The following is a 24,638-nucleotide window of genomic DNA, read 5'->3' as shown; positions in this document are numbered from 1 at the left end:
CCCACGCGGCCTTCGAGCCAACCCAGACATGCGCTACGATTTTCGCGCTTGCCTCACGTTCGAGGGTGCCGAGACGAATGCGGATGTGATCGGGATCGTTCTCGACCTCGGAATAGGCCGGTGAACCGCATTGGCCGCAGAATACTCTCCACGCACCGGGAGAGGATTCGTACCGGCGCAACGTTCCCGCGTCCTTCAAGACGGTAAAGCCGCTGCGGGGAACCCGGCAGTTGGCCGAAAAGGCGCTTCCGTTCCCGCGGCGGCACAGATCGCAGTGGCAGAGGCGCACATTGTCCAATGTGCCCAGAACCTGAAAATGGAAAGCACCGCACAAGCAGCTCCCATTCACTGGCCTGCCCGCAACCTCTTTCATGCAGTGACGGGCCTGTTCGCCAGCAGATCGTCCACTACCGATGGATCGGCCAGTGTCGAGATATCGCCCAGATTGCCGGTGTCGTTCTCGGCGATCTTGCGCAGGATGCGGCGCATGATCTTGCCGCTGCGGGTCTTGGGCAGGCCGGGGGCGAACTGGATGACGTCGGGCGTGGCGATGGGGCCGATTTCGCGGCGGACCCATGCGACCAGCGCCTTGCGCAGTTCCTCGCTCGGTTCGACATCTGCCACGCAGGTGACATAGGCGTAGATGCCCTGTCCCTTGATGTCGTGCGGCATGCCCACCACGGCGGCTTCGGCCACGGCATCGTGGGCCACCAGCGCGCTTTCGACTTCGGCGGTGCCCATGCGGTGGCCGGACACGTTGATCACATCGTCGATGCGGCCCGTGATCCAGTAATAGCCATCCTCATCGCGGCGACAGCCGTCTCCGGTGAAGTAATAGCCGCGGAAGGTGCTGAAATAGGTCTGGAAGAAGCGTTCATGGTCGCCATAGACCGTGCGCATCTGGCCGGGCCAGCTGTCGGTGATTACCAGCGCGCCTTCGCAGGGGCCTTCCAGAATATTGCCGTCATTATCGACAATGGCCGGCTGCACGCCGAACATCGGCGTCGAAGCGCTGCCGGGCTTGAGTGCAGTGGCGCCGGGCAGGGGGGTGATCATGTGGCCGCCCGTCTCGGTCTGCCACCAGGTGTCCACGATGGGGCAGCGGCTGTCGCCCACTACCTCGTAATACCAGTTCCACGCCTCGGGATTGATCGGCTCGCCCACCGATCCGAGCAGGCGCAGCGACTTGCGGCTGGTCTTCGCCACCCATTCGTCCCCCTCGCGCATCAGGGCACGCAGGGCCGTGGGGGCGGCGTAGAAGATTTCCACCTGATGCTTGTCCACCACCTGCCAGAAGCGGGAGAAGTCAGGGAAATTGGGCACGCCTTCGAACATCAGCGAAGTGCCGCCGTTCAGCAGCGGGCCGTAGACGACATAGGAATGGCCCGTGACCCAGCCGATGTCGGCCGCGCACCAATAGATCGGATTGCTGCCGTCTTCATGCGGCTGATAGTCAAAAGTATATTCGTGAGTCATGCCCGCCCACACGGCATAGCCGCCGGTGGTGTGCAGCACGCCCTTGGGCTTGCCGGTGGAGCCGCTGGTATAGAGGATGAACAGCGGATCTTCCGCGCTCACTTCCACCGGCGGGCAGGTATGGCTGCCTGCGGCCAGCGCATCGTGCCACCACACATCGCGGCCATGTTCCATGTGAACCATGGCGCCGGTATGCTTCACCACGATCACGCGGCTGACATTCTTGGCGTGATGTTCCAGCGCCTCGTCCACATTGGCCTTGAGCGGGATTTTCTTCCCGCCGCGCAGCCCTTCATCTGCAGTGATGACGATGGTGCTGGCGCAATCGTCGATCCTGCCGCCCAGCGCCTCGGGGCTGAAACCGGCAAAGACGATGGAATGGATCGCCCCGATCCGCGCGCAGGCGAGCATCGCCACGGCCGCTTCCAGGATCATGGGCAGATAGATGGTGACCCGGTCGCCCTTTTCGACGCCATTGGCCTTGAGCGCATTGGCGAAGCGGCAGACCTGTTCGTGCAACTGGCTGTAGGTGAGGGTGCGGACGGGGTTGGCCGGATCGTCCGGCTCCCAGATCAGGGCCACGGTGTCGCCCTTGGTTTCGAGGTGCCGGTCAAGGCAATTGGCGGCAAGGTTCAGCGTGCCGTCCCAGAACCAGCGAATGCCGAAATCGTCTTCGTTGAAGCTGGTGCCTTTCACCTGAGTGAAGGGCTTGATCCAGTCGATGCGCTTCAGCGCTTCCTCGCGCCAGAAGCCTTCCGGGTCTTCAACCGAGCGGCGATATTTCTCCTCGTAGGTCGCGGCGTCGATCAGGGCCTTTTCGGACCATTCCGCCGGAACCGGGTGGAGGGACACCTCGTGCATCATTCGCTCCCAAAGCCTGTATTGCGGCCTCGGCTTAACGAGCGATCGGGACTAGCGCCAGAGGGCGTCGAGCGCGGGGATGAAATGTTCGCGATGCTGCAAGGGAATTCGCGCCAAAAGCTCCTGTTCGAAGCGGTCTACGATGTCGCGAACGGCCACTACGCGCTGCTGGCCCAGTTCCGACAGGCTGAGTCCCTGCGATTTGCCATCGATGGGTGCACGCTCGACCAGCCCCGAGTCTTCCAGCTTCTTGAGCAGCGGGACCATGTTCGCGCGCTGGATATCGAGTGCGCGGCCAAGTGCACTGGCTGTGACTTGGGGGTTCTCGTCGATCCACATCAGCACGGTCGCATCCACGATCCGCAGATCCTGTTCACCCAGCCGCTGGGTAAGCTCTGCCGTCATCGCGCTGGAAGCGCGCCTGAGCGAATAGCCGGGGCGGTTTACGAGTGGATCGCGCATGATTGAACCTTCAAGATTGTTGTTGCGTATAACAATCTGGATCGTTATGAGCAATAACAATCGTTGAGTGTGGGAATTCCCCCGTTCCTAGAGGAGTCTGTAAAATGGCCATGCCGTCGCAACCCGATCCGCGTCCCGAAGAAGAAACCGTCAAGTATGAGATCATCGACGGCGTGGCATGGGTCTATTTCAACCGTCCCGACAAGCGCAACTGCCAGAGCCCCAAGCTCAACCGCCAGATGGGCCGCGTGCTGAACGAACTCGAATTCCGTGACGACGTGCAGGTGCTCGTCCTCACCGGCGAAGGCTCTGCCTGGTCGGCCGGCATGGACCTTCTCGAATATTTCCGCATGAACGAAGCTGGCGGCATCGGTGCAGTCCGCAAGGCCCAGCGCGAAGCCTATAGCTGGTGGGAACGCCTGCGCTGGTATGAAAAGGCCACCATCGGCATGATCAATGGCTGGTGCTTCGGCGGTGCTTACGGCCCGCTGTTCGCCTGCGATATCGCCATTTCGTCTGACGATGCGCAGTTCGGCCTTTCGGAAATCAACTGGGCGATCCTGCCCGGCGGCGGCGCCTCCAAGGTTGCGGCTGAACTGATGCCCTACCGCAAGGCGATGTATCACGCGATGATGGGTGAAAACCTGTCGGGCAAGCAGGCTGCCGAACAGGGTCTGGTGACCGAAAGCGTCCCCGCTGATCAGCTCAAGGCCCGCGTGCAGGAAATCGCTGACAATCTGAAGAAGAAGGACACCCATGCCCTGCGCGCCACCAAGTGGGCGATGCGCCGCGTCATGGAAATGACCTACGACAATGCGGAAGACTACCTGATCCGCACGCAGGAAGCGCTGAACGACTTTGGCGGCTGGGAAACCCGCAAGGAAGCCACCAAGCAGTTCCTTGACGAAAAGACCTTCAAGCCCGGCCTTGGCGCATTCGACAAGACCAAGGTCAGCAAGGACTGATCAGCCTGAAATAGCCGCGCGGGCACTTGTCCGCGCGGCGCTCCCCAATTAGGGAGCCGAACCGAAATAGGCCCCGATCCCCGCTCGTGGGGAGTCGGGGCCATTGCCTGCATGGGAGTTTCGAGCGATGAGCGGCAAGCGCTTCACCAACAAGCAGATCGACCGGCTGCTGCGCCCCAAGAGCGTAGCGGTTATCGGTGCATCCGACCGGCACGGCGCGCTGGGCGCGACCCTGCTCAACAACCTCGTCCAGTACGAATTTGCGGGCGATATCTATCCCGTGAACCCCAAGCGCGAGGAAATCGCGGGCCTCAAGTGCTACGCTTCGGTGGATCAGCTGCCTGAGGGCATCGATTGTGCCGTTCTCGCCATTCCGCGTCCCTTCGTGCTCGATACCGTGCGCGGCCTTGCCAATCGTGGTTGCGGCGCCGTGGTGATCTACTCGGCCGGCTTCTCCGAAGCGGGCGAGGAAGGCATGAAGGAACAGCTCGAACTCGGTGCGATCGCTGCCGAATACGGCATGGTGATCGAAGGCCCGAACTGCCTCGGCTGCACCAATTATGTCGAGCGCGTGCCGCTCACCTTCGTGGAAACCAACATGGTCAGCCCGCCCAAGGGCGCCCGCGCCGTGGGCATCGCCAGCCAGTCGGGCGCCCTGGCCGCCGTTCTGGCCACTGCGCTGCATCCGCGCGGTTGCTATGTCTCCACCTCGGTCTCGACCGGCAATGAAGCCGCTTCCGGCGTAGAAGATTACGTCGAATGGCTGATCGATGACGAGGATACCCACGTCATCGCCATGTATGTGGAATCGCTGCGTCGCCCCAGCGCTTTCATCGCTGCTGCCCGCCGCGCCCGCGCTGCCGGCAAGCCGATCATCATGCTGCACCCCGGCAAGTCCAACAAGGCGCAGGAATCGGCGGCGACCCACACTGGCGCCATGGCCGGTGACTATGCGCTGATGAAGGCCAAGCTCGGCCGCGAAGGCGTGATCTTCGCCGATACGCTGGAAGAACTGGAAGACATCACCGAAATCGCCCTGCGTTGCCCCAGCCTGCCGGGTGCCAACATGGCGGTTCTGGGTGAATCGGGCGCGCTGCGCGGCCTGGCCTTCGACATTGCCGAGGATATCGGGCTGGACCTGATCGACCTCAACGATGACAACAGCCCGGCCCTGCGCGCCGTGCTGCCGGACTTCGTGCCGGTGTCCAACCCCACCGACATCACTGCGGCCGGTCTTTCCGAACCGGAAATCTACACCAAGGTGCTGACCGCGCTGCTGGACGACGAACGCGTCGGTTCGGTCGTCGCCTCGATCATCCAGTCGGACCCGATCACTTCGAAGATCAAGTTCCCGGCGATCATCAAGGTGCTGGAAGACGGCACTTTCGCCAAGCCGCTGGTCTTTGCTGGCGTGGACGAAGGCGCACGGGTTCCGCAGGAATATATCGACGGCCTGCGCGCCGTGGGTATCCCCTGGTTCCCGTCGACCGAACGTGCCTATCGCGCCATCGCGCGTCTGGCTGACCTTGCGAAGCGTGACCTTGTCGACAATTCGCAGGCTCCGCTACCCGTTCCCGCGCTTCGGGGCGTGTCGGGCGTGGTGCCGGAATACAAGGCCAAGGAACTTCTCGCGCCGCTGGGCTTCCCGTTCCCGCAGAGCAAGTTTGCCGCCACGGCTGACGATGCCGCCGCCGCTGCCGAGGAAATCGGCTTCCCGGTGGTGCTCAAGGCGCAGGCTGCCGCGCTGGGTCACAAGTCCGATGCGGGCGGCGTGATCCTGAAGCTCGACAGTGCCGAAGCGGTGAAGGCTGCCTTCGACAAGATCTTCACCAATGTCGCGGCCTATGATGCCTCGATCCAGCTCGACGGCGTGCTGGTCGAGAAGATGGGCACGATGGGCCTGGAAATGATCGTGGGCGCCAAGTCCGATCCGGAATGGGGCCCGGTTGTCCTGGCCGGTTTCGGCGGTGTGACGGCTGAAATCCTGAAGGACGTCGTCCTGCTGACCACCGATCTTTCGGAAGAACAGGTTGTCGCCAAGCTGCTCACCCTGAAGCAGGCTGCCCTGTTGAAGGGCTATCGCGGCTCGCCCGAACTGGACGTTCCGGCGCTGGCCAAGCTGATCGTGGAGATCGGCCGCGTAATGGAAGGCAACCCTTCGATTCGCGAGATCGACCTCAATCCGGTGATCGTCCACCCCAAGGGGCAGGGCGTCGTCGCACTGGATGCGCTGATGCTCGTCCAGCACTGATCCCTTTTTCTGCGCCATGCCGTTTTCGGGGAACCGGAGCGGCAGAGCGCGGTTTTCGGACATTATCAATCAATTGATCTGGACCGCGCGGCCTTTATGGCTTCGCGGTCCAGATTTTTCTCACGTCTGCAAAGCAAACCAGCCATTGCCGCGCGCGTGTAAACAGGCCTAGAGGGGCGCCACTATGACCCAGAACATTCTCGAAAAGCTCGCCGCGACCAATCCCGAAGCCGAAATCTGGTGGGATTCCTCGCCCCTGATCTACCCCAGCTGGAAGGAAGAAACCCTCGCCAAGGCGCCGGAAGGCAAGCGGGCGGAATGGGAAACCCAGCTGACCCGCCTGATGGACCATGAAACCATCGAAACCACGGGCGAAATGGGCTTCCGCGGCGTCACCACCAATCCGCCGCTTTCGCTGCAGGCGATCAAGCTGGCGCCGGAACGCTGGGCCAACCACATCCGTGACATTGCCCGCGCCAATCCGGGCATGGACGTGGAAGGCGTGTACTGGACGCTTTATCTGGAACTGGTGAAGAAGGGCGCGGAAGCGATCCTGCCGGTCTATGAAAAGTCGGGCGGCAAGTATGGCATGCTTTCCGGCCAGGTCGATCCGCGCTTCGTGCGCGATGGCGACAAGATGCTGGCGCAGGGGCTTTCGATCTACGAACAGGCACCTAACGTGATGGTGAAGCTACCCGGCTCGAAGGAAGGCTACGAGGTTCTGGAAGAACTGACCGCACGCGGCATTTCCACCAACAACACCACCAGCTTCACAGTGCCGCAGTATATGCGCTGCATGTCCGCCGTCAGTGCCGGCCTGCTGCGTGCCCGCGCCGCCGGTGTGGACCTGTCCAAGTGGCGTTCGGTCATCACGCATATGTCGGCCCGCCTTGGCGAACTGTCGGACTGGAAGGTCGAAGCCAAGACCCGCGGCATCGAACTGACCCTGCCGGAAATCCGCGACGGCGAGGAAGCGATCCTCAAGCGCGCCTATCACTTCGGCAAGTCGGAAAACCATCCGTCGAAGATGCTGCAGTGCTCCATGCGCGTCGAAAAGGACGAGCGCACCGGCAAGCTGGTCAGCCGCCATATCGAAGACTACGCCGGTTCGGACATGGTCTATACCTGCCCGCCGAGCTACATCGCCGGCCTGATGAATGCCGAAGACGAACTGGCCGATTTCGATCCAAAGGCGATCGACCGCGAGCCGAACAAGGCGAGCATCGAAAAGCTGCTAAAGCTGCCCAGCTTCCGCGCTGCCTATGAATTCGACGGCATGCGTCCTGACCAGTTCGCCCATTTCGGCTCGTTCAAGGCGACCGAAACCGAATTCGCCGCGGCTACCCGCCAGACGGTGGACTTCGTTGCCATGGTGATGGACAAGTAATCGCGCAGCCCCTCTCCCGTTTAGGCGGGGGAGGGGCGGCCTTTCCGGATCGGCTGGAAGGGATTTTGGCGAAGGGCAGCCCATAATGCCCGCGCCGGGGAGAAAGCGATGCTTCTGAAACTGGCCGCAGGCCTCGGTTCCCTATTGCTGGCAGGAAGCGCCATGGCACAGGTTCCCCCGGATATCGCGGCCCAGCTTCGCGAGCGCGGGCAGTCGATGGACCCGGCGGTGGGCCAGCTTTACGAGCCTCTGTTCGCCGATGAGAGCTATGTTGGCATCCTCCTCACCCGCAACATCGCCTTTGGCGCCGATCCGCTGCAAAAGCTGGATCTCTATGTGCCGGAAGACCTCTTTGTTCCCGGAAAGGACAAGAGCCCGCTGCCGGTGCTGGTCTTCGTCCATGGCGGCGGTTTCGTGCGGGGGGACAAGCACGGCACATTCTATCCGGATAACATCACCGCCTGGGCCGCGCGGCATGGCATGGTGGGCGTGGGCATCAATTACCGCCTCGCGCCGGATCATCCCTGGCCCGGCGGGGTAGAGGATTTGCGCGCGGCGCTCGGCTGGGTTCGCGCCAATATTGCGAAGCATGGTGGCGATCCCGACAGGATCGTCCTGTGGGGCCATTCCGCCGGGGCGAACCATGTGGCGGATTATGTCGGCCATACGGAACTGCATGGCGATGAGGCAAAGGGCCTGAAAGGCGCGATCCTGCTATCGCCGAATTATGCGGATGAAGCGCCTGCCGAACCGCATCTTTATTACGGCGCCGATGCCTCGCTTCAGACCCTTCCCGCCGCAATCGCCCGCCTGCATCATGCCGCCACGCCCCTGTTTATCGGTTTCGCCGAGTTCGATCCCGATCCGATGCGTCACACGGCGCAGCAGATGATTGCTGGCCTATGCACGCCCACTGGGCCTTGCTCTGCCAGCGTGGACTTGCCCGATCACAATCACTTCACCGAAGGCATGGCCATTGGCACGGACGATACCTTGCTCTCTGGCCCGGTGCTGGAGTGGGTGAAGAAGGTGGCGGCAGACTGAATTGCGCTTCCGCTCAGTGCAGGCGGAAAACCTGTAGGGTCTTGTAATACGCTTTCACCGGTTTGCCCTCGGCATCCAGGGCTGGATCATAGCTGTCGACAGCCATCAGGGCCCCACAAACCAGTTTGTCGAAACGCTTGTCCTGCCCGACATCCTTCACTTCGCAGGACTGGGCTTTGCCGGTTTCGTCAATCAATGCGCGGGCCAGAATGGGCGCGCTTTTGTTCGCCCGGACCAGTTCCGACGGATAATGGGAAAAGGCTTTCTGGAGTTTCTTCTGGGGGTCTTGGGGAGCTGGTTCACGAGAGAGGTTGGACAGGACCTCTGGATTAAGCCCCTTCGACGTGGCCAGATTCGCTAGGCAGTAGCGAAGGGCATCCATCGGCCCAATCATCGGGCCGGTCTGGAGAATTACATCGTTTTGGAAGGCGCCGCTCACCAGCAGTCCGGTGATTTCCGCTTCACGTTTGCTGTCGGCGCCGGGGCCCGGCGTGGGGACATCCTTGGCATTGGGGGCGGCATGCCGTTGCAGCCCGTTCCATTCGACGAAGAACACGCCTTTCCTGCCATCGGAAAGAGTGAAATCGAAAGCCCCGGTCTGCTTTTTCATCTGATCGTCGGGAAGGAAACTGGTAGCGGGATAGGACTTTGTAGTTTCCATCTCCGTGCCGATGAGGGTTACCATCAGGGGCTTGCCCATGGTGAAGTTGTCCAACTCCAGAACCATCTCTTTTTCGGAGGTGCCAAAACTGCGGCGCAATGCGCAGCTCTCCGGATGGGCATCCACGCTCCACGCGGATAGCGGTTCCAGCATGAGCGGTTCCGTTGCCTGAACCGGCGCACTTGCAAGCATGGTCACAATGGCGCCGATCATCGGAATACAGGTAATTCGCATCACTTCCCCCTATTGCACCCCACCTGTAAACCGGCTGGAAAGCTCAAGAAAAGATCGGGTTACCCCTCATTGCCGTCTTATCTCGTAATCGATCCTGATCCGCACCCATTCGCCATATTTGTATTTCCCGCCCAGGCGCGGGGGGCGTACCTTGAATTGCCAGGCTGCGGCGAGGGCCGCGCGGGCAATGTTGGAATGGTCCGGCGATTCATCCAGCGCCACGCAGCTATCCACACGATATTCGGGTACGGTGCGGCAGGTAATCAGCCCCCAGCCCGGGCCATCGGCAGTGGAGAGATAGCCTGCCATCTCGTCATGGGTCGGCTCGCGATACCATTGGGCGGCATACATCGGCTTGCCGTTAGGCGCGGTACCGACGCGTTCTGAATCATTCGCACCACCGACATTGGCTGGCCCGTAAGTTTGTTTCGCCGGTGCCGCAGCGGATTGGGCCTTGGGCAGGTTGGAGATGTCGAGCTGGGCCATCTGGTTTTTGGAGATGGGAACGAAAGCCGGCGGGCTGGGCGCAGGCTGCGGCTGGACGACGGGTTGCGGAACCGGCTGGGGATCGGGTTGGGGCTGGTCCTGCGGCTGGGCGCTGGGTTGAACGGTTGGCTTCTGTTCTTCCGGCTTCGCGTCCGGCTTGGAATCCGTATCGTCATCAGAGGCGGAATCGAACGTTGTCACCACGGAAGCCATGGGGACTTCCTGTTTCTTGCCCATGCTCAGCGTCAGCAGCAGGCCAATGATGATGCATTCCAGCAGCAATGCCACAACAATGCCGGTCGCGCGGCGGCCGAATTCGGCGCGAATCCGCTCGATCAGGCTCGTGCTCGATGCGTAGGCCGGCTGGGACAAGGAACCTCTGGAAGGGGCTGCGACGATATTCTGGCGGCTCGATAACAGCCCGGCGCCCTAAAGTCTCGCGGATGAACCGCGGCTTGCAAATTGATCGGCTGGCACAGTGGATGCGTTCCTCTTGCGTGGAACGGATTGTTCTTTGCCGGTTCATCTAATTCTGGGATATGGGCGAATGGCATTCGCGAGTGAGAGAATGCGTTTTTTGGAATGAGGGCTTCGATACCGGTGGCTGCATCATCATCGCAGTGCCGGGGGCGACTGTAACGATCTTGCGCGTTCTTGCTGCTGCCTTGTGGCCCTGATGCCTGCCTTCTTCCTGTCACCGCCTGCGGCCGCAATGAGCGACGATGTCGTGCTGGTCGTATCGACCCAGCAGGGCGATGGCGGGGCCGATGCGTCAACCGCCCGTATCGTGCGGGCAATACTGGAATATTCGCGCTGGCCGAAGGGGGCCGATCCTGTGCGGCTTTGTGTGATCGGGACGGCGCAAAACGCCGATGGGCTGGACACAATCACCCTGCCGGACGGCCGCAGGGTGGTAATGCGCGCGCTTGCCAGCGAGGCCGTCGACATGCCGGGCAGGTGCGATGCCTTCTATCTCGGCGCGATGGACCTGGGGGCGATGCGCCAGTGGACTGCGCGGGCGCGCGGCGCGGCCATTGTGACCATTGCGGAGCGCGATCCCCAATGTCGCAGCGAGGCGATGTTCTGTCTGGTCTACCGGCCCGGAACGGTGACCTTCCGCCTCAATATAGACGCGGTGGCCCGTTCGGGCGTGCGGGTGGACCCGCGGGTGCTGCGCATGGCGAAGGGAGGCTGATCCATGGCGGACATGCAAAGCCCTTCGCTATTTTCCATTCTTTCGCGAGCGCACCGCCAGTTGATTGGCTTTGCGGTCATGCTGGCTGGCCTGACCGTGATGGTCAGCGGGGCGGCAGTGATCCGCGACAATGCGGCGCGCAATCTGCAACTGATCGCCCACACCCTCTCCTATTCGGTTGAACCGGCAATCGTGTTCGGTGATCGCGAGGCCATTGGCGAGAGCATCGCATCGCTTGCCGGCAACGGCGCGGTGGAGCGGATCGAAGTCCTCGACGCGAAGGGTGAGGTGCTGCGCCGCTGGTCGCGCGAGGATAGCGGCCTGTCCGCCGGCATGGAGCGGCTGGTTGGCAAGGTGGTCTGGCCGACGCCCTATGTCATTCCTGTCGAGCGCGGCGGAGAGACTATCGGTGAAGTCCGCGTAACCGGGAGCGCAGGTGACATCGCCCGGTTCCTGCTGCAGGCCTTGCTGATCGCGATCTGCTGCACCGGCATCGCGCTGGTCGCCACGCGCATTCTGGCGCGAAAGCTGCAGCATGGCGTGATCGACCCGTTGAACCACGTGGCCGAAGTAGCGCGCTCGGTGCGGACGGAGCGGGCGTTCCATCGCCGGGTTCCTGCACCGGGCCTTGCGGAAGTCGACATGTTCGTGGACGATTTCAATGCCCTGCTGGCGGAACTGGAAGGCTGGTATGACGGCCTTACGGAGGAAAATCAGGAACTCGCCCGGCAAGCTTCGCACGACGCGCTGACTGACCTCGGCAATCGCGCATTGTTCGAAAGGCATCTGGCGGCGGCAATTCAGGCAAGCGCGACCGCCGGATCGCGTTTTGCATTGCTCTATCTCGACGGGAACGAGTTCAAGCAGATCAATGACTGCCACGGCCATGAGGCAGGCGATAAAGTGCTGCAGGCCATCGCAATGCGGTTGCGCCAATGCGTGCGGCATGCCGATACGGTATTCCGCCTAGGTGGTGACGAATTTGCCATCCTGCTAGGCGCCCCGATCGAAGCGGAAGAGGTCCAGGCGATCGTCGACCGTATCGAATATGCGATGGAAGAGGCCATCGAGCTTGGAAAGGGTGGTTTTGCCGCTTTTTCGATCAGCGTCGGCTTCGCGCTCTATCCGGATCATGGGCAGACGGCGGCCGATCTGGTGCGGAGCGCCGATGCGGCCATGTATCGCGACAAGACCAGGAGGAATAACGATGTATTCGGTTGAGCGGGCAGGCGTTGGACGAACCTTGAAGCGCATCGCGGCTTCCGTGGCGTTCCTACCCTTGCTCGCGTGCCAGACGATCCCTGACGCGCCCGCTTCGCCCTATTCCGCAGAGCAGATTGCCAAGCTGCGGCATTATGAATTCCGCGAAGAAGGCGATCAATGGCTGCTCGGGCTGGATGGCAAATTGCTGTTTCCCACCAATGGCGCGGACCTTGCCGCTGACCAGATGACGCGGATTGGCACCATGGCACATGAACTTGCCGCGGTGGGCATTCATGGGGCCGATGTGGAAGGCCATGCGGATTCCATTGGGGAGGAATCCTATAATATGGACCTGTCGCTGCGCCGCGCGAACGCAGTGCGGCAGTCCCTCGTCACCGGCGGGATGACGGAAGGACGCGTTCAGGCCGCTGGCTTGGGAGAAACCCAGCCTATAGCGAGCAATGAAACGGAAGAAGGTCGGCAGGAAAACCGGCGTGTGGTGATTATCGTCTCACCGGATGACGTGCTGCCGGAATAGGTGCCCGTCGGGAGCGGCCCGCTCAGGTGAAGGCCGCAATCGCCCGCAGGAACACATCGCCATAGGCTTCGCGCTTGCGGGTGCCGATGCCGGGCACGTCCGCCAGTTCCGCCTGGTTGCGCGGACGCCGCGCGGCCAGTTCGCGCAAAGTGCTGTCATGGAAGATGACATAGGGCGGCACATCTGCGTCGCGCGCCAGATCGCGCCGCAATTCACGCAGCGCATTGAACAGCGGATCGTCCACCGGATTGGCCGTGCTGCCGCCGCGCTTGCCGCGCCGCACCCGTGCCGGGGGCAGGATCAGTTCCACGCTTTCCTCCCCGCGCAGGATCGCGCGGGCGGACTGGCCGAGCATCAGCCCGCCATGTTCGGTCGTCTCCAGCGCGCCCCGCACCAGCAGGGCGCGGGCCACGGGCTTGATCAGCGCGGCTTCATCCCCTTCGACGATCCCGAAGACTGACAGGGCATTGTGCCCGCGCTGGATAACTTTTTCGTCTTCCTGCCCCAGCAGCACGGCCTCCAGATGGCCAAGGCCGAAGCTCTGCCCTGTGCGATAGGCGGCTGAGAGCAGCTTGCGGGCCACTTCCGTGCCGTCCACGCCCTTGGGCGGGCTGAGGCAATTGTCGCAATTACCGCAAGTGGCGGGCGGGTGTTCGCCGAAATGGCGCAGCAGCACGGCGCGGCGACAGCTTGCCGTTTCGACCAGCGCCCCCAGTGCACCGATCCGGGCACGCTCGCCCGGTTGGCGCGCCTCTTCCGCCTCTGCAATGCGCTGGCGGGCGCGGACGAAGTCTTCCGGCCCCCACAACAGGGTGGCCTGCGCCGGATCGCCATCGCGCCCGGCGCGACCACTTTCCTGATAATAGCTCTCGATGCTCTTGGGCAGGCCGGCATGGACCACGAAACGCACATCCGGCTTGTCGATCCCCATGCCGAAAGCGACCGTGGCGACCATCACCATATCTTCGCTGGCGATGAAGGCAGCCTGATTGCGGGCGCGCACTTCCGGGTCCAGCCCGGCGTGATAGGGCAGCACGCGGCGCGCGCCCTTGGCTGCAAGGCTTTCGGCCAGCCGCTCGGTCTGCGCACGGGTAGGGGCATAGATGATGCCGGGGCCGGAATTGGCCGCCAGAATATCGGCCAGCTGGCGCGACAGCCCGTCACGCGGTTGCACGGCATAGCGGATATTCGGCCGGTCGAAGCCCGATACGATCAGGCCTTCGTCCGGAATACCCAACTGGGCGAGAATGTCCGTGCGGGTGTGGTGATCCGCCGTGGCCGTCAGTGCAAGGCGCGGCACCTGCGGAAAGGCGTCCAGCAGCGGGCGCAGCAGGCGGTAATCGGGGCGGAAATCATGCCCCCATTCGGAAACGCAATGGGCCTCGTCGATGGCGAAGAGGCAGATTTTGGACCGTTCGAGCAAATTGCGGAAATGCTCGCCACTGGCCCGCTCAGGCGCGACATAGAGCAGGTCCAACTCGCCTGCGACGAGCCGGTCCTGCGTCTCGCGCCAGTCTGCATCGGCAGAAGTGAGGCTCGCGGCGCGGATGCCCAGTGCCTGGGCGCTGCGCAATTGATCGTGCATCAGCGCGATCAGCGGCGAAATGACGACGCAGCAGCCGGGCAGGGCAATGGCGGGGAGCTGATAGCACAGCGACTTGCCCGCGCCGGTGGGCATGATCGCCAGCGTGCCCCGGCCTTCCAGAACCCGCTCCACCACCTGTTCCTGCACGCCGCGGAAATGTTCGAAGCCGAACACATCGTGCAGCAGCGTGGCGGGGGATGGGCGCATGGCCAGAGGCTATAGGTGGCCGGGCAGGGCGTGCCTATGGGGCGGGGGAGGCTTTCCGCAGATTTGGGACGGTTCGATCCTTCCCGCTTCGGGGAGGTGGCGGCCCGTAGGGCTGACTGAGGGGCACGGCCCTTCGGCAGAACGTAGCGCCAGGTGCCCCTCCACCATGCTGCGCATGGTCTCCCTCCCCCGATGGGGAGGGATTTCTAGAACGCAGCCAGCCCGGTGATCGCACGGCCCAGGATCAGGGCGTGGATGTCATGCGTGCCTTCATAGGTGTTCACGGTTTCGAGGTTCACCATGTGGCGGATCACCTGATATTCCTCGGAAATGCCGTTGCCGCCATGCATGTCGCGGGCCATGCGGGCGATGTCGAGCGCCTTGCCGACATTGTTGCGCTTCACCATGCTGATCATGTCGGGCGCGAAGCGGTGTTCTTCCATCAGGCGGCCGACGCGCAGGGAGCCTTGCAGGCCCAGCGTGATTTCGGTCGCCATGTCGGCCAGCTTCTTCTGGAACAGCTGCGTGCCCGCCAGCGGACGGCCGAACTGCTTGCGATCGAGGCCATATTGGCGTGCGGCGGCATAGCAGAACTCCGCCGCACCCATGGCGCCCCAGGAGATGCCATAGCGTGCGCGGTTGAGGCAGCCGAAAGGCCCCTTCAGCCCTTCCACATTGGGCAGCAGGGCATCGCCCGGCACCTTCACCTCGTCCATCATGATCATGCCGGTGGTGCTGGCACGCAGCGAGATCTTGCCTTCGATCTTCGGCGCCTCAAGCCCGGCCATGCCCTTTTCCAGCACGAAGCCGCGGATCTTGCCGCCATGGGCCTCGCTCTTTGCCCAGACTACGAAGACATCGGCGAAGGGGGAATTGCTGATCCAGGTCTTGCTGCCGGAAATGACGTAGCCGTCGCCGTCGGGCTTGGCGACCGTGCGCATACCGCCCGGATCGCTGCCGGCATCGGGTTCGGTCAGGCCGAAGCAGCCGATCAGTTCGCCAGAGGCGAGGCCGGGCAGATATTTGCGGCGCTGCTCGTCGGACCCATAGGCGTAAATGGGATACATCACGAGGCTGGACTGGACGCTGGCCATCGACCGATAGCCGGAATCGACCCGCTCGATCTCCCGCGCGACAAGGCCGTAGGCGACATAGCCTGCGCCTGCGCCGCCAAATTCCTCAGGGATCGTAACTCCCAGCAGGCCCGACTGGCCGAACAGGCGGAACAGTTCCGGCGCGTCCACTTCATCGCGGAACGCGTCGATCACGCGCGGCTGCAGTTCGGACTGCGCGAAGCCATGCGCGGCATCGCGGATCATCCGTTCTTCTTCGGTAAGCTGGCTGTCGAGATCGAAAGGATCGGCCCAGTCGAAGGGAACCATAAGGGATAGTCTCCTCTGAAACCGGTCAACTAGCGGGCCGCGGAAAGCCTAGCAAGAGGGATCGGTTACGAAGGTCAGACTGCCCCGAATTTGGCCTTGAAACCTCCATCGTCCCCGGCGGCGAGTAACTTCGCCTGTTCGGGCCAGTTGTCGCGCCGGATGCGGCCGGCGAAAGTGCCAAGCTGGGCGTCGATCCGGTCAATATCCGCATCGTTCCAGCCCGCGATTTCGGCATAGGTCGTCACGCCCAGCGAATGGAGCAGCTTTTCCAGCTTGGGGCCGACACCCTTGATCCGCTTGAGATCGTCTCCGGCAGCGGAGGCCGTAGCGGCAGGCGCGGGGGTAGGCGCCGGCTCGGCCTTGGCGGCCGCATTGGCTGCGGGTGCATCGATCAGGGCCTGATTGCGCTGGGCAGGCGCTGCGCCTTCATCCAGCACGTCGGGCCGGCGGGTAGTGACCACGCGGGTCTTGCGGTTGGCGACGAAGATCCACCATGCAACCGCGATGCCGATGATCAGCGCGATCACGAACAGCCACCAATTGGCGGCAACCAGTTCCATCATTCCTTGTCCTCCCTGACAGGGGCCGGCGCACCGCCCCACAGCGCCCAGCCAAGTGCCATGCCCGCCGCGAAGACGATCAGCAGCAGCACCAGCAATTCAAGCCAGATCGGCATGGGCGCATAATTCCTTTCGCGATGGCTCTAAGGGCTGCGCGGCCTCTCGCCAAGGGCGCTAACGCGGCCCTGGCGTGTCGACCGGCGTCGGCTTGAGCGGTATGCTTTCGATGACCGCGAATTCGATGCGGCGATTGGCCGGGTCGGCCGGGTCCAGCCCGGCGACCGGCAGGGTGGAGCCGACGCCGCTGGCCCTCAACCCGTCGGCGGGAATGCCTCGCCCGACAAGAGCGGCCAGCACGGCATTTGCTCTTTCGCGCGAGAGGGCGAGGTTGCCCGGTTCCGGCCCGGATGAATCCGTATGGCCCGTGATGGCGATGATTGCGCCCAGGCAGGGGCGAAGTGCTGAGGCGACCTCGTCAAGCAGGCCGACACTTGAAGCGTCGATCCGGCTGGAGCCTTCCTCGAACCTGATGGAGCGGGAATGTAGCAGCGCGGCCACGTCGTTTTCGCAATGAACCGGGCGTTCGGCAGGCGCCGCGCGTGAGGCTAGGGTGGAGCCGTCCTCCCAGCGCACGCCGCCCACGCCGGGAATGGCGGCCACTGCACGGGCCACGCGGGCGCGGGTGGCGTCGTCCAGCTTCCTGCCGCCTTGCAGCAGTGGATGGCGGCTTGGCTGGCCCCTGGCCGTGCTGAAGCGCGCCGTGATGCCGGTTCCGCCTGCCTCGGCAATCGCGGCTTGCGCCTTGTGCGAAAGGCCCTCTGCCAGCGCGGGGCCGGTCATCCGCGCGCCGAACAGGGCGAGCAGCACCACAAGGGCAAGGCCCAGGGCAAGCGGAAGCAGGGGAGAGCGTTTCACCCCTGCCTCATAGGCAATCGATTCAGCTTCCGTCCAGTCCGCCGGCAAGGCTGGCAAGCCGCAGGAATTCCTGCCGCCAGAAATCGTTCTGCCCGTCGGCCAGCGTCACGATGTCGGCATAGCTGAATTCGCCCATCAGCGGATCGCCGCGCAGTTTCTGGCCATAGGCGGCAACCGCCGTGGCAAAGGCCATGTCGCCGCTCGGCGCGCGGGCGAAGTCCATCGTGCGGGAGGACACGGCGCGCTCGATCAGTTTCGAGGTCGTCCCGTCCGGCAGCTTGTAGCGCAGCTTCACGAAGGCGACTTCGTCTGACGCCATGGCTTCGGCATCGGGCTGCATCTGGTAACGCCTCGGGCTGATCCAGCCTTCGCCTCCGGCCGGGACGATCTCGTAAATGGCCGTCACCTGATGGCCCGCGCCGATATCGCCCGCATCGACCTTGTCGTTATTGAAATCCTCGTCCCGCAGGGCACGGTTTTCATAACCGATCAGGCGATACTGGCTGACCTTGGCGGGGTTGAATTCCACCTGGATCTTCACGTCCTTGGCGATGGTGAACAGGGTGGAGGACATTTCCTCTCCCAGCACCTTTTCCGCTTCCAGGGCGCTGTCGATATAGGCGTAATTGCCGTTACCGTGATCCGCGATCTGCTCCATCATCGCGTCGTTCAGATTGCCGGTGCCGAAGCCGAGCGTGGTGAGCGTGATGCCGCTGTCACGCTTGTGCTCGATCATCTCGATCAGCGCCTTATTGTTGCTGATGCCGACGTTGAAATCGCCATCGGTACACAGGATCACGCGGTTGACGCCGCCTTCGATCCGGTTGTCTTCCGCAATGCGATAGGCAAGTTCGATCCCGGCGCCACCGGCAGTGGAGCCGCCCGCCGAAAGCCGATCGAGGGCTGCGCGGATCTTCGCCTTGTCTGCCGTGGGTTCCAGAACCATGCCTGCGGCCCCGGCATAGACCACGATCGAGACGCGGTCTTTCTTCGTCAGCCCGTCTGCGAGACGCGCCATGGCGGCCTTGACCAGCGGCAGCTTGTCGCGGGAATTCATCGATCCGGAAACGTCCAGCAGGAACACCAGATTGGCCGGGGGGCGGGCATCGCGCGGCAGATCGTAACCACGCAGGCCGATGCGCAGCAGGCGGGTCTTCGGGTTCCACGGTGTCACTGCCATGTCGGTCGATACCGAAAAGGGCGCATCCAGCTTTTTCGGTGCATCGTAATCGTAGCGGAAATAGTTGATCAGCTCTTCCGTGCGCACGGAATCCTTCGGAGGAAGCTGGCCGCTGGAAAGGAAGCGCCGTGCATTGGCATAGGCGCCCGTATCGACATCGACAGAGAAGGTGGAAACCGGCTCCGCAGCGGCGATGTGTACGGCCGAGACGTCTTTCCCGTCATAGCGTTCATTGCCGGGATCGGTGGCGATCATCACCGGGGGCACCCAGACCGGGGCGGCGGCGGCAGATCCTTCGACGGTCACTATCGGAGTTGAGCTTTCATATTCGCTCCGCTGAACTCTCGTGCCGGTGACTACGATGCCCTGAGGCGGCGGCGCCGCTGCCACCTTGCTCGCCGGGACAAGATCCCGGTTTGCACCCGGGCCGCGCAGCGAAACCGAAGCTCCATCGGCGGCCATCGTCGGCTGCGGGGCAGGTGGGGGTGGCGGAGGAGGTGGCGGCGGAGCCATTTCGGGAGGTGCCGGTAAGCTCGCCGGATCGAGCGAGGCGATGTCCTCGCCATGCCGTTGGGCACAGCCTGCAAGCACTGCCAGCAGCGATGTGGCGGCCAGTGCCCTTAAAGCAAATCGGGCTGAAACGCGGGGGGCATTCTGCATCGGTCAGTCCTCTCCGGCAGTTGCTTTGTCAGAGAGGAAATTCACGTTCGCCGGTTGAACTGCGACTGAACGTTCGTGGCAAGCGATGAAATGGGAAACTACTTATCTTCTGCGGCGTTTACGCTCGTTTTCTTGCCGACATTTCGGCGGAACAACAGGCGATCTTCGGGGCCGAAACCCTTGTTCCAGATCATCCAGCCATAGACGCCCAGGATCAGCGGCACGCCAAGGCTGAGTTCCAGCCATTCGGGCAGTTGAATGGCGATCCAGCCGACCACGATGGCCGGGGCTGCCGCCCAGACGAGTGCCCAGCGCCAGTTGTTGACCGGCTCGCGCAGCAGGCGCGAGAGGATGAAGCCCTTCACGATCGAAGCGAAGCCCAGTGCCAGGGCGAGCGCGAGCGCCGCGCCGCTGGCCGAATAATGATCTGGCAAGTGATAGCGGTCCACTGCCACCATGAAGGCCACGGTAAGCCCGGCCTGTAGCGAAATGGTGGTGAGCGAGACCCACAGGTTCTTCATCCGCGCGACGTAGATCAGCGCGGCTTCGGAAACGACGGCCGTGGCGGCGACCACTTCCGCGATCAGCAGGAAGGCGAGCGCGCCGGTGCCGCCGACGAATTCCGGCCCGACAAGGCCCATCACGGCCTCGCCCGGAATGCCCAGCGCCAGTGCCACGCCTGCCTGCATAGCGGTGATCCAGAAGCCCACCTGGCAAACCTGCTTGGCAATGGCGCTGAAGTTCTTCTCGATCAGGTTGCGGGTGATGACCGGGCCAAGGATCGGCTCGAAACTGCTCTTGAGCTTGGAGGGCAGGCTGGCGACCTGCTGCGCCGCCCAATAGACACCCACGGCAGAAGGGCTGGCGAACTGGCCCAGAATGGCGATGTCGATGCGGCGCGTGCCCCATTCCACCGCGTCGGCGGCGGCCAGGGGAATATTGCCCATGGCCAGCTTCCAGATGCGGAAGGGGTGCGGGGTCCAGCCATGGGGCAGGCCATAGGCGCGGAACAGCGGGATAAGGGCAGTGAGCGCGGCCGCGAAGATCGAGGCAATATAGGCTAGCGCCAGCCCGCTATGCGGCAGGAAAAAGAACCCGCATGCCGCAGCGATGGACAGGGTCCAGGGTTCCACCACGGATCGCGCCTTCACCGTCGTGCCGATGTCGTAACGATAGGCAAGGGCGGACAGGGCAATGTCGGTCAGGGTGAAGGGGATCACTGCCAGCGGCAGCAGCCAGTCGATCTGCGTAAATCCGCCGGATGGGAACATCACATGCGGGAACAGCATCAGCAATGTCGCAAGGATGGAGCCGGTTATGATGCTCAGCACCATCCCATCGGCAATGATGTGGGCAGGCGGCTGCTCCCCGCGTGAAAGCTGCTGGGCAAGCCCGCGCTTCTGGCCCAGTGCGGCAAGCTGCGCGGCCAGTTCCACGGCCACCAGCGCATAGGCGAAGCGACCCAGGGCATCGGCCCCGTAGAGGCGGCCGGCGATGAACAGGAAGGGCATGCGCGCGGCAAGGCGCAACAGGAAGCCGAAGAAATTGGTTCGCCCACCCTTGGCCAGCGCGGCGATATCGCCGCCCTCGGGCGCGGCATTATTGGCGGCGGCGCTCAAGCAGGCTGTCCTTCTGCACGGAGCGGACGGGCCAACAGGTCGGAGACGACTTCCGGCGCGGGCACGCCCGCCAGCAGGCGTTCCACTGCTTCGGCAATCGGCATGGCGATGCCGAGCTGGGCTGCGCGCTCAACCAGAACCGGGGCGGTTGAGGCGCCTTCGGCCACGGTGCGGCGATTGGCCAGCAGGGCTGCCGGAAGCTGCCCTTCGCCCAGAGCCTTGCCGAGCGAGAAATTGCGGCTGGAAGTGGAAGAGCAGGTCAGGACAAGATCGCCCAGCCCGCACAGGCCCGCCAGAGTATGGGGATTGGCGCCCAGCGCCTCCCCGAAGCGGAGCATCTCGGCATAGCCGCGCGCGATCAGGGCGGCGCGGGCATTCTGGCCAAGGCCAAGCCCGTCCACCACGCCGCAGGCGATGGCCAGCACGTTCTTCACCGCCCCGCCGATTTCGGCGCCCACGACATCGTCTGTGTAATAGGGGCGGAAGCTCGGGCGGGCGATGGCAGGGGCCAGCCTGTGCCATTGGCTTTCGCCGCCGCCGCAGGCCAGCGTGACGGCGGTAGGCAGCCCGGCGGCCACTTCATGCGCGAAGGTTGGCCCGGAAAGCACGGCAATTTCCGCGCCGGGCGCGGCATCGCGGGCCACATCGGCCATCAGGCGGCCGGTTCCGGCCTCGATCCCCTTGCTGCACAGCACCAGATCGCGCGGGGCGCGTGGAAGTTTGCGCAGAACCGTGCCCATGTGCTGGGCCGGGGTGACGATCAGCAGGATGTCGCATTCTGCCGCCTGCGCGATCTCGCTGGTGGCGTGGATCGTGGAGGAGAGCGTGGCGGAAGGGAGATAGGCGCTGTTGATGCGCGCCGAATTGATTTCCAGAGCCAGTGCCGCCTCGCGTGCCCAAAGCAGCACCTCGCTGCCATCGCTGGCGAGCATCTGGGCCAGCGCAGTGCCCCAGGCGCCCGCGCCGATCACGCCGATAGTGCGCGCGCCCTGAACATTGGCTGACGTCACGCCTTGACCCCCGCGCCGCGTACCGGCTCCGCCGAGGGGTCTAGCGGCCAGCGCGGCCGCGCGGCAATATCCAGCGGATCGGAATAGCCCGGTTCGAACCGTTCCATCCCGGCCCATGCAATCATCGCCGCATTATCGGTGCACAGCGCCATGGGCGGGGCCGTGAAGGGCAGGCCGAATTCCGCCGCCACGCCTTCCAGCGCGGTACGGATCGCCGAATTGGCGGCGACTCCGCCAGCCACGACCAGCGCCGTCACCTCATCCATTTCCCGAAGGGCGATGCGCAAACGGTCGACAACGCAATCGACAGCCGCCTGCTGGAAGCTGGCGGCTATATCCGCATCGGAGTATTTCCCGCTGTCTCTGGCGCGCAGAACTGCGCTTTTCAGCCCGGCGAAGGAGAAATGGACTTCCCCGCTGCCCACCAGCGGGCGGGGCAGGGGCACGCCTTTCGGGTCGCCTTCCTGCGCCAGCTTTTCCACCTTCGGCCCACCGGGATAGCCAAGGCCGAGGATCTTGGCCGTCTTGTCGAAAGCCTCGCCCAGCGCATCGTCGATCGTGGTGGCATAGCGGCGATATTCGCCCACGCCTTCCACTTTCAAGATCTGGCAATGCCCGCCGGAAACCAGCAGCAGTGCATAGGGATATTTCAGGTTTTCATCCGCAAGTCGCGGGCTGAGCGCATGGCCTTCCAGATGGTTGATCGCATAGAGCGGCTTGCCCGTGGCCATGGCCAGCGCCTTGGCGGAAACCAGCCCCACCATCACGCCGCCGATCAGGCCCGGCCCGGCCGTGGCGGCAATGGCATCGACATCGTCCAGCGTCATTCCCGCATCGGCCAGAGTGGCTTCGATCAGCGGAGCGAGTTTTTCGGCATGCGCGCGCGCGGCGATCTCGGGCACTACGCCGCCATAGGGGCGATGTTCCTCGTCCTGGCTGGCGATACGTTGCGCAAGAATGCGCCGGTCAGACGCGACCAGTGCAGCCGCCGTCTCGTCGCAGCTGGATTCGATGCCAAGGATCCTCCTCATCCGGGGTTTCACTGGACGCAAATGCGCTTTAGGGCAACCCACTGCCATGAACGCTCCTGCAACACCTTCTCCGAAGCTCCGCCTCGGCACTCGCCGTTCTCCGCTTGCGATGGCGCAGGCCGAAGAAACCCGCCGCCGACTTTGCGCCGCCCATGGCTGGGAAGAGGCCGACGTGGAACTGGTTCCCGTGCTCGCCAGCGGGGACAAGGTGCTGGATCGGCCGCTGGCGGAAATCGGCGGCAAGGCGCTGTGGACCAAGGAACTGGATGCCTGGCTGCATGAAGGGCTGATCGATGCGGCAGTCCATTCGATGAAGGATGTGGAGACTGTCCGGCCCGATTGGCTGACCATCGCCGCGATCCTCCCGCGTGAAGATGTGCGCGATGTGCTGGTCGGGGCAAGCTCCATTGCCGATCTCGCGCCCGGTTCGCGCATCGGCACCAGCGCCCCGCGCCGTGCGGCGCAATTGCTCCATTTGCGGCCCGATTGCAGCGTGGTGAGCTTTCGCGGCAATGTCGCCACCCGGCTCGGCAAGCTGGAAGCCGGGGAGGCTGACGCCACTTTGCTCGCTGCTGCTGGCCTCAACCGTCTGGGCGAAAGCCATGTGGGCACGCCGCTCGATGCAGGCCAATGGCTCCCGGCACCGGCTCAGGGCGCCATCGGGATCGAATGCAATACGGACGATGTCGAAACCTGCGCATTGATCGCCGCTATCGACCATGCGCCCAGCCGTGCGCAGGTAATGGCGGAGCGGGCCTTGCTCAGCGGGTTGGGCGGCACCTGCCACAGCCCCATCGCGGTGCTGTGCCGAGAAGAAGGCGGGCTGCTCTGCATGCGCGCGGCGATCTTCAGCCCTGACGGGGTGGAACGGGTGGAATTCGTAGCCCGCTTCGTGCCGGGGGACGAGGATGCGCCCGGTGCGCTGGCGGCCGAATTGCTGCGCCGCGCTTCGCCTGCGATCCGCCAGCATTTCACCGGCTCGGCCGGCTGAGCCGCATGGCGAAGCGGGCCATCGTGATCCGCCCCGTAAGGGGCATGGAAGATACGCTGGCCGCAGGCCGTGCGGCCGGGCTGGCAATTGCAGGCTGGCCCCTGTTCGAGGTTCGCGCGCGACAATGGGATGCCCCCGCGCCTGAAGGGATCGATGGATTGCTGATCGGCAGCGCCAATGCCCTGCGGCTGGGTGGCCCCGCGCTGGAAGCCTTCCGGGGCAAGCCGGTTTACGCCGTCGGCGCAGCGACGGGCGAGGCCGCGCGCAAGGCCGGCTTCGCGCAGGGAGCGATCGGATCGGGCGGATTGCAGCAAGTGCTCAACGGGCTGGCGGGACGGCCACTGACGCTGCTGCGCCTTGCCGGGGAAAAGCGCGTGCCGCTCAATCCCCCGCTTGGAATCGTGCTGGTGACGCGCACCGTTTACGAAAGCGTGGCCTTGCCGATGCCTTCGGAACTGGAACAGGCGCTGAAGGCCGATGGCGGGGAAGGGCCGGTGGTGCTGCTCTATTCGGCAGAGGCCGCGCGGCATTTTTCCGCCGAATGCGAACGGCTTGGCGTAAACAAGGCCGTGATTTCGCTCGCCGCGCTCGGCCCGCGTATCGCAGAGGCAGCGGGGGAAGGCTGGGCGCAGATACGAAGCGCGGCGGCCCCGAACGAGCCGGCGCTATTGGCACTCGCGCAGGACATGTGCCATTGAAACCGTGTTGTTCCGTGCCATAAGATGAAAACGGTGC

The 24,638-nt window shown here is 63.8% G+C and carries 21 protein-coding genes; 9 read left to right on the top strand and 12 right to left on the bottom strand.

The window, feature by feature from the left end:
• Positions 1–369: 369 nt before the first annotated feature.
• Both acs and SZ64_RS08850 read right to left on the bottom strand, forming a co-directional pair.
• Positions 370–2,337, bottom strand: a complete 1,968-nt coding sequence (gene acs, locus SZ64_RS08855) for an acetate--CoA ligase (protein WP_054532176.1) — start codon at positions 2,335–2,337, stop codon at positions 370–372.
• 51 nt (positions 2,338–2,388) lie between these two features.
• On the bottom strand, positions 2,389–2,799 hold the full coding sequence (locus tag SZ64_RS08850) for a MarR family transcriptional regulator (RefSeq protein ID WP_054532175.1): 411 nt from the start codon (positions 2,797–2,799) through the stop codon (positions 2,389–2,391).
• A gap of 104 nt (positions 2,800–2,903) precedes the next feature.
• On the opposite strand from SZ64_RS08850, the gene SZ64_RS08845 reads away from it, so the two are divergent.
• From SZ64_RS08845 to SZ64_RS08830, 4 genes are all read left to right on the top strand, one after another.
• Complete coding sequence (locus SZ64_RS08845) at positions 2,904–3,764, top strand: p-hydroxycinnamoyl CoA hydratase/lyase (protein ID WP_054530481.1); 861 nt, start codon at positions 2,904–2,906, stop codon at positions 3,762–3,764.
• 127 nt (positions 3,765–3,891) lie between these two features.
• Positions 3,892–6,015, top strand: a complete 2,124-nt coding sequence (locus SZ64_RS08840) for an acetate--CoA ligase family protein (protein ID WP_054530480.1) — start codon at positions 3,892–3,894, stop codon at positions 6,013–6,015.
• Positions 6,016–6,199: 184 nt separating this feature from the next.
• Positions 6,200–7,402: a transaldolase family protein gene (locus SZ64_RS08835; RefSeq protein ID WP_054530479.1), complete on the top strand. Its 1,203-nt coding sequence runs from the start codon at positions 6,200–6,202 to the stop codon at positions 7,400–7,402.
• Positions 7,403–7,564: 162 nt separating this feature from the next.
• On the top strand, positions 7,565–8,446 hold the full coding sequence (locus SZ64_RS08830) for an alpha/beta hydrolase (protein ID WP_162225092.1): 882 nt from the start codon (positions 7,565–7,567) through the stop codon (positions 8,444–8,446).
• Between the two features lie 13 nt (positions 8,447–8,459).
• On the opposite strand, the gene SZ64_RS08825 is transcribed toward SZ64_RS08830, so the two are convergent.
• Positions 8,460–9,320, bottom strand: coding sequence for a hypothetical protein (locus SZ64_RS08825; RefSeq protein WP_054530477.1), 861 nt, complete (start codon positions 9,318–9,320; stop codon positions 8,460–8,462).
• An 87-nt stretch (positions 9,321–9,407) separates the two neighbouring features.
• Entirely contained in the window at positions 9,408–10,199 is a 792-nt protein-coding gene (locus tag SZ64_RS08820; RefSeq protein WP_054530476.1) for a hypothetical protein, read from the bottom strand.
• 340 nt (positions 10,200–10,539) lie between these two features.
• Between SZ64_RS08820 and SZ64_RS08815 the strand changes: the two genes are divergently transcribed.
• The 3 genes from SZ64_RS08815 to SZ64_RS08805 are packed head-to-tail and all read left to right on the top strand — an operon-like array spanning position 10,540 to position 12,763.
• Positions 10,540–11,022 carry a YfiR family protein gene (locus SZ64_RS08815; RefSeq protein WP_162225091.1) on the top strand — a complete coding sequence of 161 codons (483 nt, stop codon included), beginning with the start codon at positions 10,540–10,542 and terminating at the stop codon, positions 11,020–11,022.
• A 3-nt stretch (positions 11,023–11,025) separates the two neighbouring features.
• Positions 11,026–12,243, top strand: a complete 1,218-nt coding sequence (locus SZ64_RS08810; RefSeq protein WP_054530474.1) for a diguanylate cyclase — start codon at positions 11,026–11,028, stop codon at positions 12,241–12,243.
• A complete protein-coding gene (locus tag SZ64_RS08805; RefSeq protein WP_162225090.1) occupies positions 12,230–12,763 on the top strand; it encodes an OmpA family protein in 534 nt (177 codons plus the stop codon). The genes SZ64_RS08810 and SZ64_RS08805 overlap by 14 nt, the downstream gene beginning before the upstream one ends.
• Before the next feature lie 22 nt (positions 12,764–12,785).
• On the opposite strand, the gene recQ is transcribed toward SZ64_RS08805, so the two are convergent.
• From recQ to tsaD, 8 genes are all read right to left on the bottom strand, one after another.
• The gene (recQ, locus tag SZ64_RS08800) at positions 12,786–14,555 is read right to left on the bottom strand and encodes a DNA helicase RecQ (protein ID WP_054530472.1); all 1,770 of its coding nucleotides are present in this window, start codon (positions 14,553–14,555) and stop codon (positions 12,786–12,788) included.
• A gap of 206 nt (positions 14,556–14,761) precedes the next feature.
• Positions 14,762–15,937 carry an acyl-CoA dehydrogenase gene (locus SZ64_RS08795; RefSeq protein WP_054530471.1) on the bottom strand — a complete coding sequence of 392 codons (1,176 nt, stop codon included), beginning with the start codon at positions 15,935–15,937 and terminating at the stop codon, positions 14,762–14,764.
• A 74-nt stretch (positions 15,938–16,011) separates the two neighbouring features.
• Positions 16,012–16,500, bottom strand: coding sequence for a hypothetical protein (locus tag SZ64_RS08790; RefSeq protein ID WP_054530470.1), 489 nt, complete (start codon positions 16,498–16,500; stop codon positions 16,012–16,014).
• Positions 16,501–16,671: 171 nt separating this feature from the next.
• Complete coding sequence (locus SZ64_RS08785) at positions 16,672–17,412, bottom strand: OmpA family protein (protein WP_054532174.1); 741 nt, start codon at positions 17,410–17,412, stop codon at positions 16,672–16,674.
• Between the two features lie 22 nt (positions 17,413–17,434).
• Positions 17,435–19,252, bottom strand: coding sequence for a VWA domain-containing protein (locus SZ64_RS08780; RefSeq protein WP_054530469.1), 1,818 nt, complete (start codon positions 19,250–19,252; stop codon positions 17,435–17,437).
• Positions 19,253–19,350: 98 nt separating this feature from the next.
• Positions 19,351–20,871: a polysaccharide biosynthesis protein gene (locus SZ64_RS08775; RefSeq protein WP_054530468.1), complete on the bottom strand. Its 1,521-nt coding sequence runs from the start codon at positions 20,869–20,871 to the stop codon at positions 19,351–19,353.
• Positions 20,868–21,881 (bottom strand): NAD(P)H-dependent glycerol-3-phosphate dehydrogenase, encoded by a 1,014-nt coding sequence (locus tag SZ64_RS08770; protein WP_054530467.1) that lies wholly within the window; start codon positions 21,879–21,881, stop codon positions 20,868–20,870. Before SZ64_RS08770 ends, SZ64_RS08775 begins: the two co-directional genes overlap by 4 nt.
• Positions 21,878–22,912, bottom strand: coding sequence for a tRNA (adenosine(37)-N6)-threonylcarbamoyltransferase complex transferase subunit TsaD (tsaD, locus tag SZ64_RS08765; protein ID WP_054530466.1), 1,035 nt, complete (start codon positions 22,910–22,912; stop codon positions 21,878–21,880). The genes SZ64_RS08770 and tsaD overlap by 4 nt, the downstream gene beginning before the upstream one ends.
• Positions 22,913–22,958: 46 nt before the next feature.
• Here tsaD and hemC point away from each other — a divergent pair, with 46 nt between their 5' ends.
• Complete coding sequence (gene hemC / locus SZ64_RS08760) at positions 22,959–23,903, top strand: hydroxymethylbilane synthase (RefSeq protein WP_082384492.1); 945 nt, start codon at positions 22,959–22,961, stop codon at positions 23,901–23,903.
• A 5-nt stretch (positions 23,904–23,908) separates the two neighbouring features.
• The gene (locus SZ64_RS08755) at positions 23,909–24,601 is read left to right on the top strand and encodes a uroporphyrinogen-III synthase (RefSeq protein ID WP_054530464.1); all 693 of its coding nucleotides are present in this window, start codon (positions 23,909–23,911) and stop codon (positions 24,599–24,601) included.
• Positions 24,602–24,638 lie beyond the last annotated feature (37 nt).

Origin of the sequence: Erythrobacter sp. SG61-1L (genome assembly GCF_001305965.1) — a bacterium.
GTDB lineage: Bacteria > Pseudomonadota > Alphaproteobacteria > Sphingomonadales > Sphingomonadaceae > Andeanibacterium.
This window is presented reverse-complemented; position numbering and strand designations above follow the sequence as displayed.

What these genes read in the sequence shown, in the direction of transcription:
- acs (WP_054532176.1), bottom strand. Translation starts at nt 2,337, where the DNA reads ATGCACGAGGTGTCCCTCCACCCGGTTCCGGCGGAATGGTCCGAAAAG.
- SZ64_RS08850 (WP_054532175.1), bottom strand. Translation starts at nt 2,799, where the DNA reads ATGCGCGATCCACTCGTAAACCGCCCCGGCTATTCGCTCAGGCGCGCT.
- SZ64_RS08845 (WP_054530481.1), top strand. Translation starts at nt 2,904, where the DNA reads ATGGCCATGCCGTCGCAACCCGATCCGCGTCCCGAAGAAGAAACCGTC.
- SZ64_RS08840 (WP_054530480.1), top strand. Translation starts at nt 3,892, where the DNA reads ATGAGCGGCAAGCGCTTCACCAACAAGCAGATCGACCGGCTGCTGCGC.
- SZ64_RS08835 (WP_054530479.1), top strand. Translation starts at nt 6,200, where the DNA reads ATGACCCAGAACATTCTCGAAAAGCTCGCCGCGACCAATCCCGAAGCC.
- SZ64_RS08830 (WP_162225092.1), top strand. Translation starts at nt 7,565, where the DNA reads ATGGCACAGGTTCCCCCGGATATCGCGGCCCAGCTTCGCGAGCGCGGG.
- SZ64_RS08825 (WP_054530477.1), bottom strand. Translation starts at nt 9,320, where the DNA reads ATGATCGGCGCCATTGTGACCATGCTTGCAAGTGCGCCGGTTCAGGCA.
- SZ64_RS08815 (WP_162225091.1), top strand. Translation starts at nt 10,540, where the DNA reads ATGAGCGACGATGTCGTGCTGGTCGTATCGACCCAGCAGGGCGATGGC.
- SZ64_RS08810 (WP_054530474.1), top strand. Translation starts at nt 11,026, where the DNA reads ATGGCGGACATGCAAAGCCCTTCGCTATTTTCCATTCTTTCGCGAGCG.
- SZ64_RS08805 (WP_162225090.1), top strand. Translation starts at nt 12,230, where the DNA reads ATGTATTCGGTTGAGCGGGCAGGCGTTGGACGAACCTTGAAGCGCATC.
- recQ (WP_054530472.1), bottom strand. Translation starts at nt 14,555, where the DNA reads ATGCGCCCATCCCCCGCCACGCTGCTGCACGATGTGTTCGGCTTCGAA.
- SZ64_RS08795 (WP_054530471.1), bottom strand. Translation starts at nt 15,937, where the DNA reads ATGGTTCCCTTCGACTGGGCCGATCCTTTCGATCTCGACAGCCAGCTT.
- SZ64_RS08790 (WP_054530470.1), bottom strand. Translation starts at nt 16,500, where the DNA reads ATGATGGAACTGGTTGCCGCCAATTGGTGGCTGTTCGTGATCGCGCTG.
- SZ64_RS08780 (WP_054530469.1), bottom strand. Translation starts at nt 19,252, where the DNA reads ATGCAGAATGCCCCCCGCGTTTCAGCCCGATTTGCTTTAAGGGCACTG.
- tsaD (WP_054530466.1), bottom strand. Translation starts at nt 22,912, where the DNA reads ATGAGGAGGATCCTTGGCATCGAATCCAGCTGCGACGAGACGGCGGCT.
- hemC (WP_082384492.1), top strand. Translation starts at nt 22,959, where the DNA reads ATGAACGCTCCTGCAACACCTTCTCCGAAGCTCCGCCTCGGCACTCGC.
- SZ64_RS08755 (WP_054530464.1), top strand. Translation starts at nt 23,909, where the DNA reads ATGGCGAAGCGGGCCATCGTGATCCGCCCCGTAAGGGGCATGGAAGAT.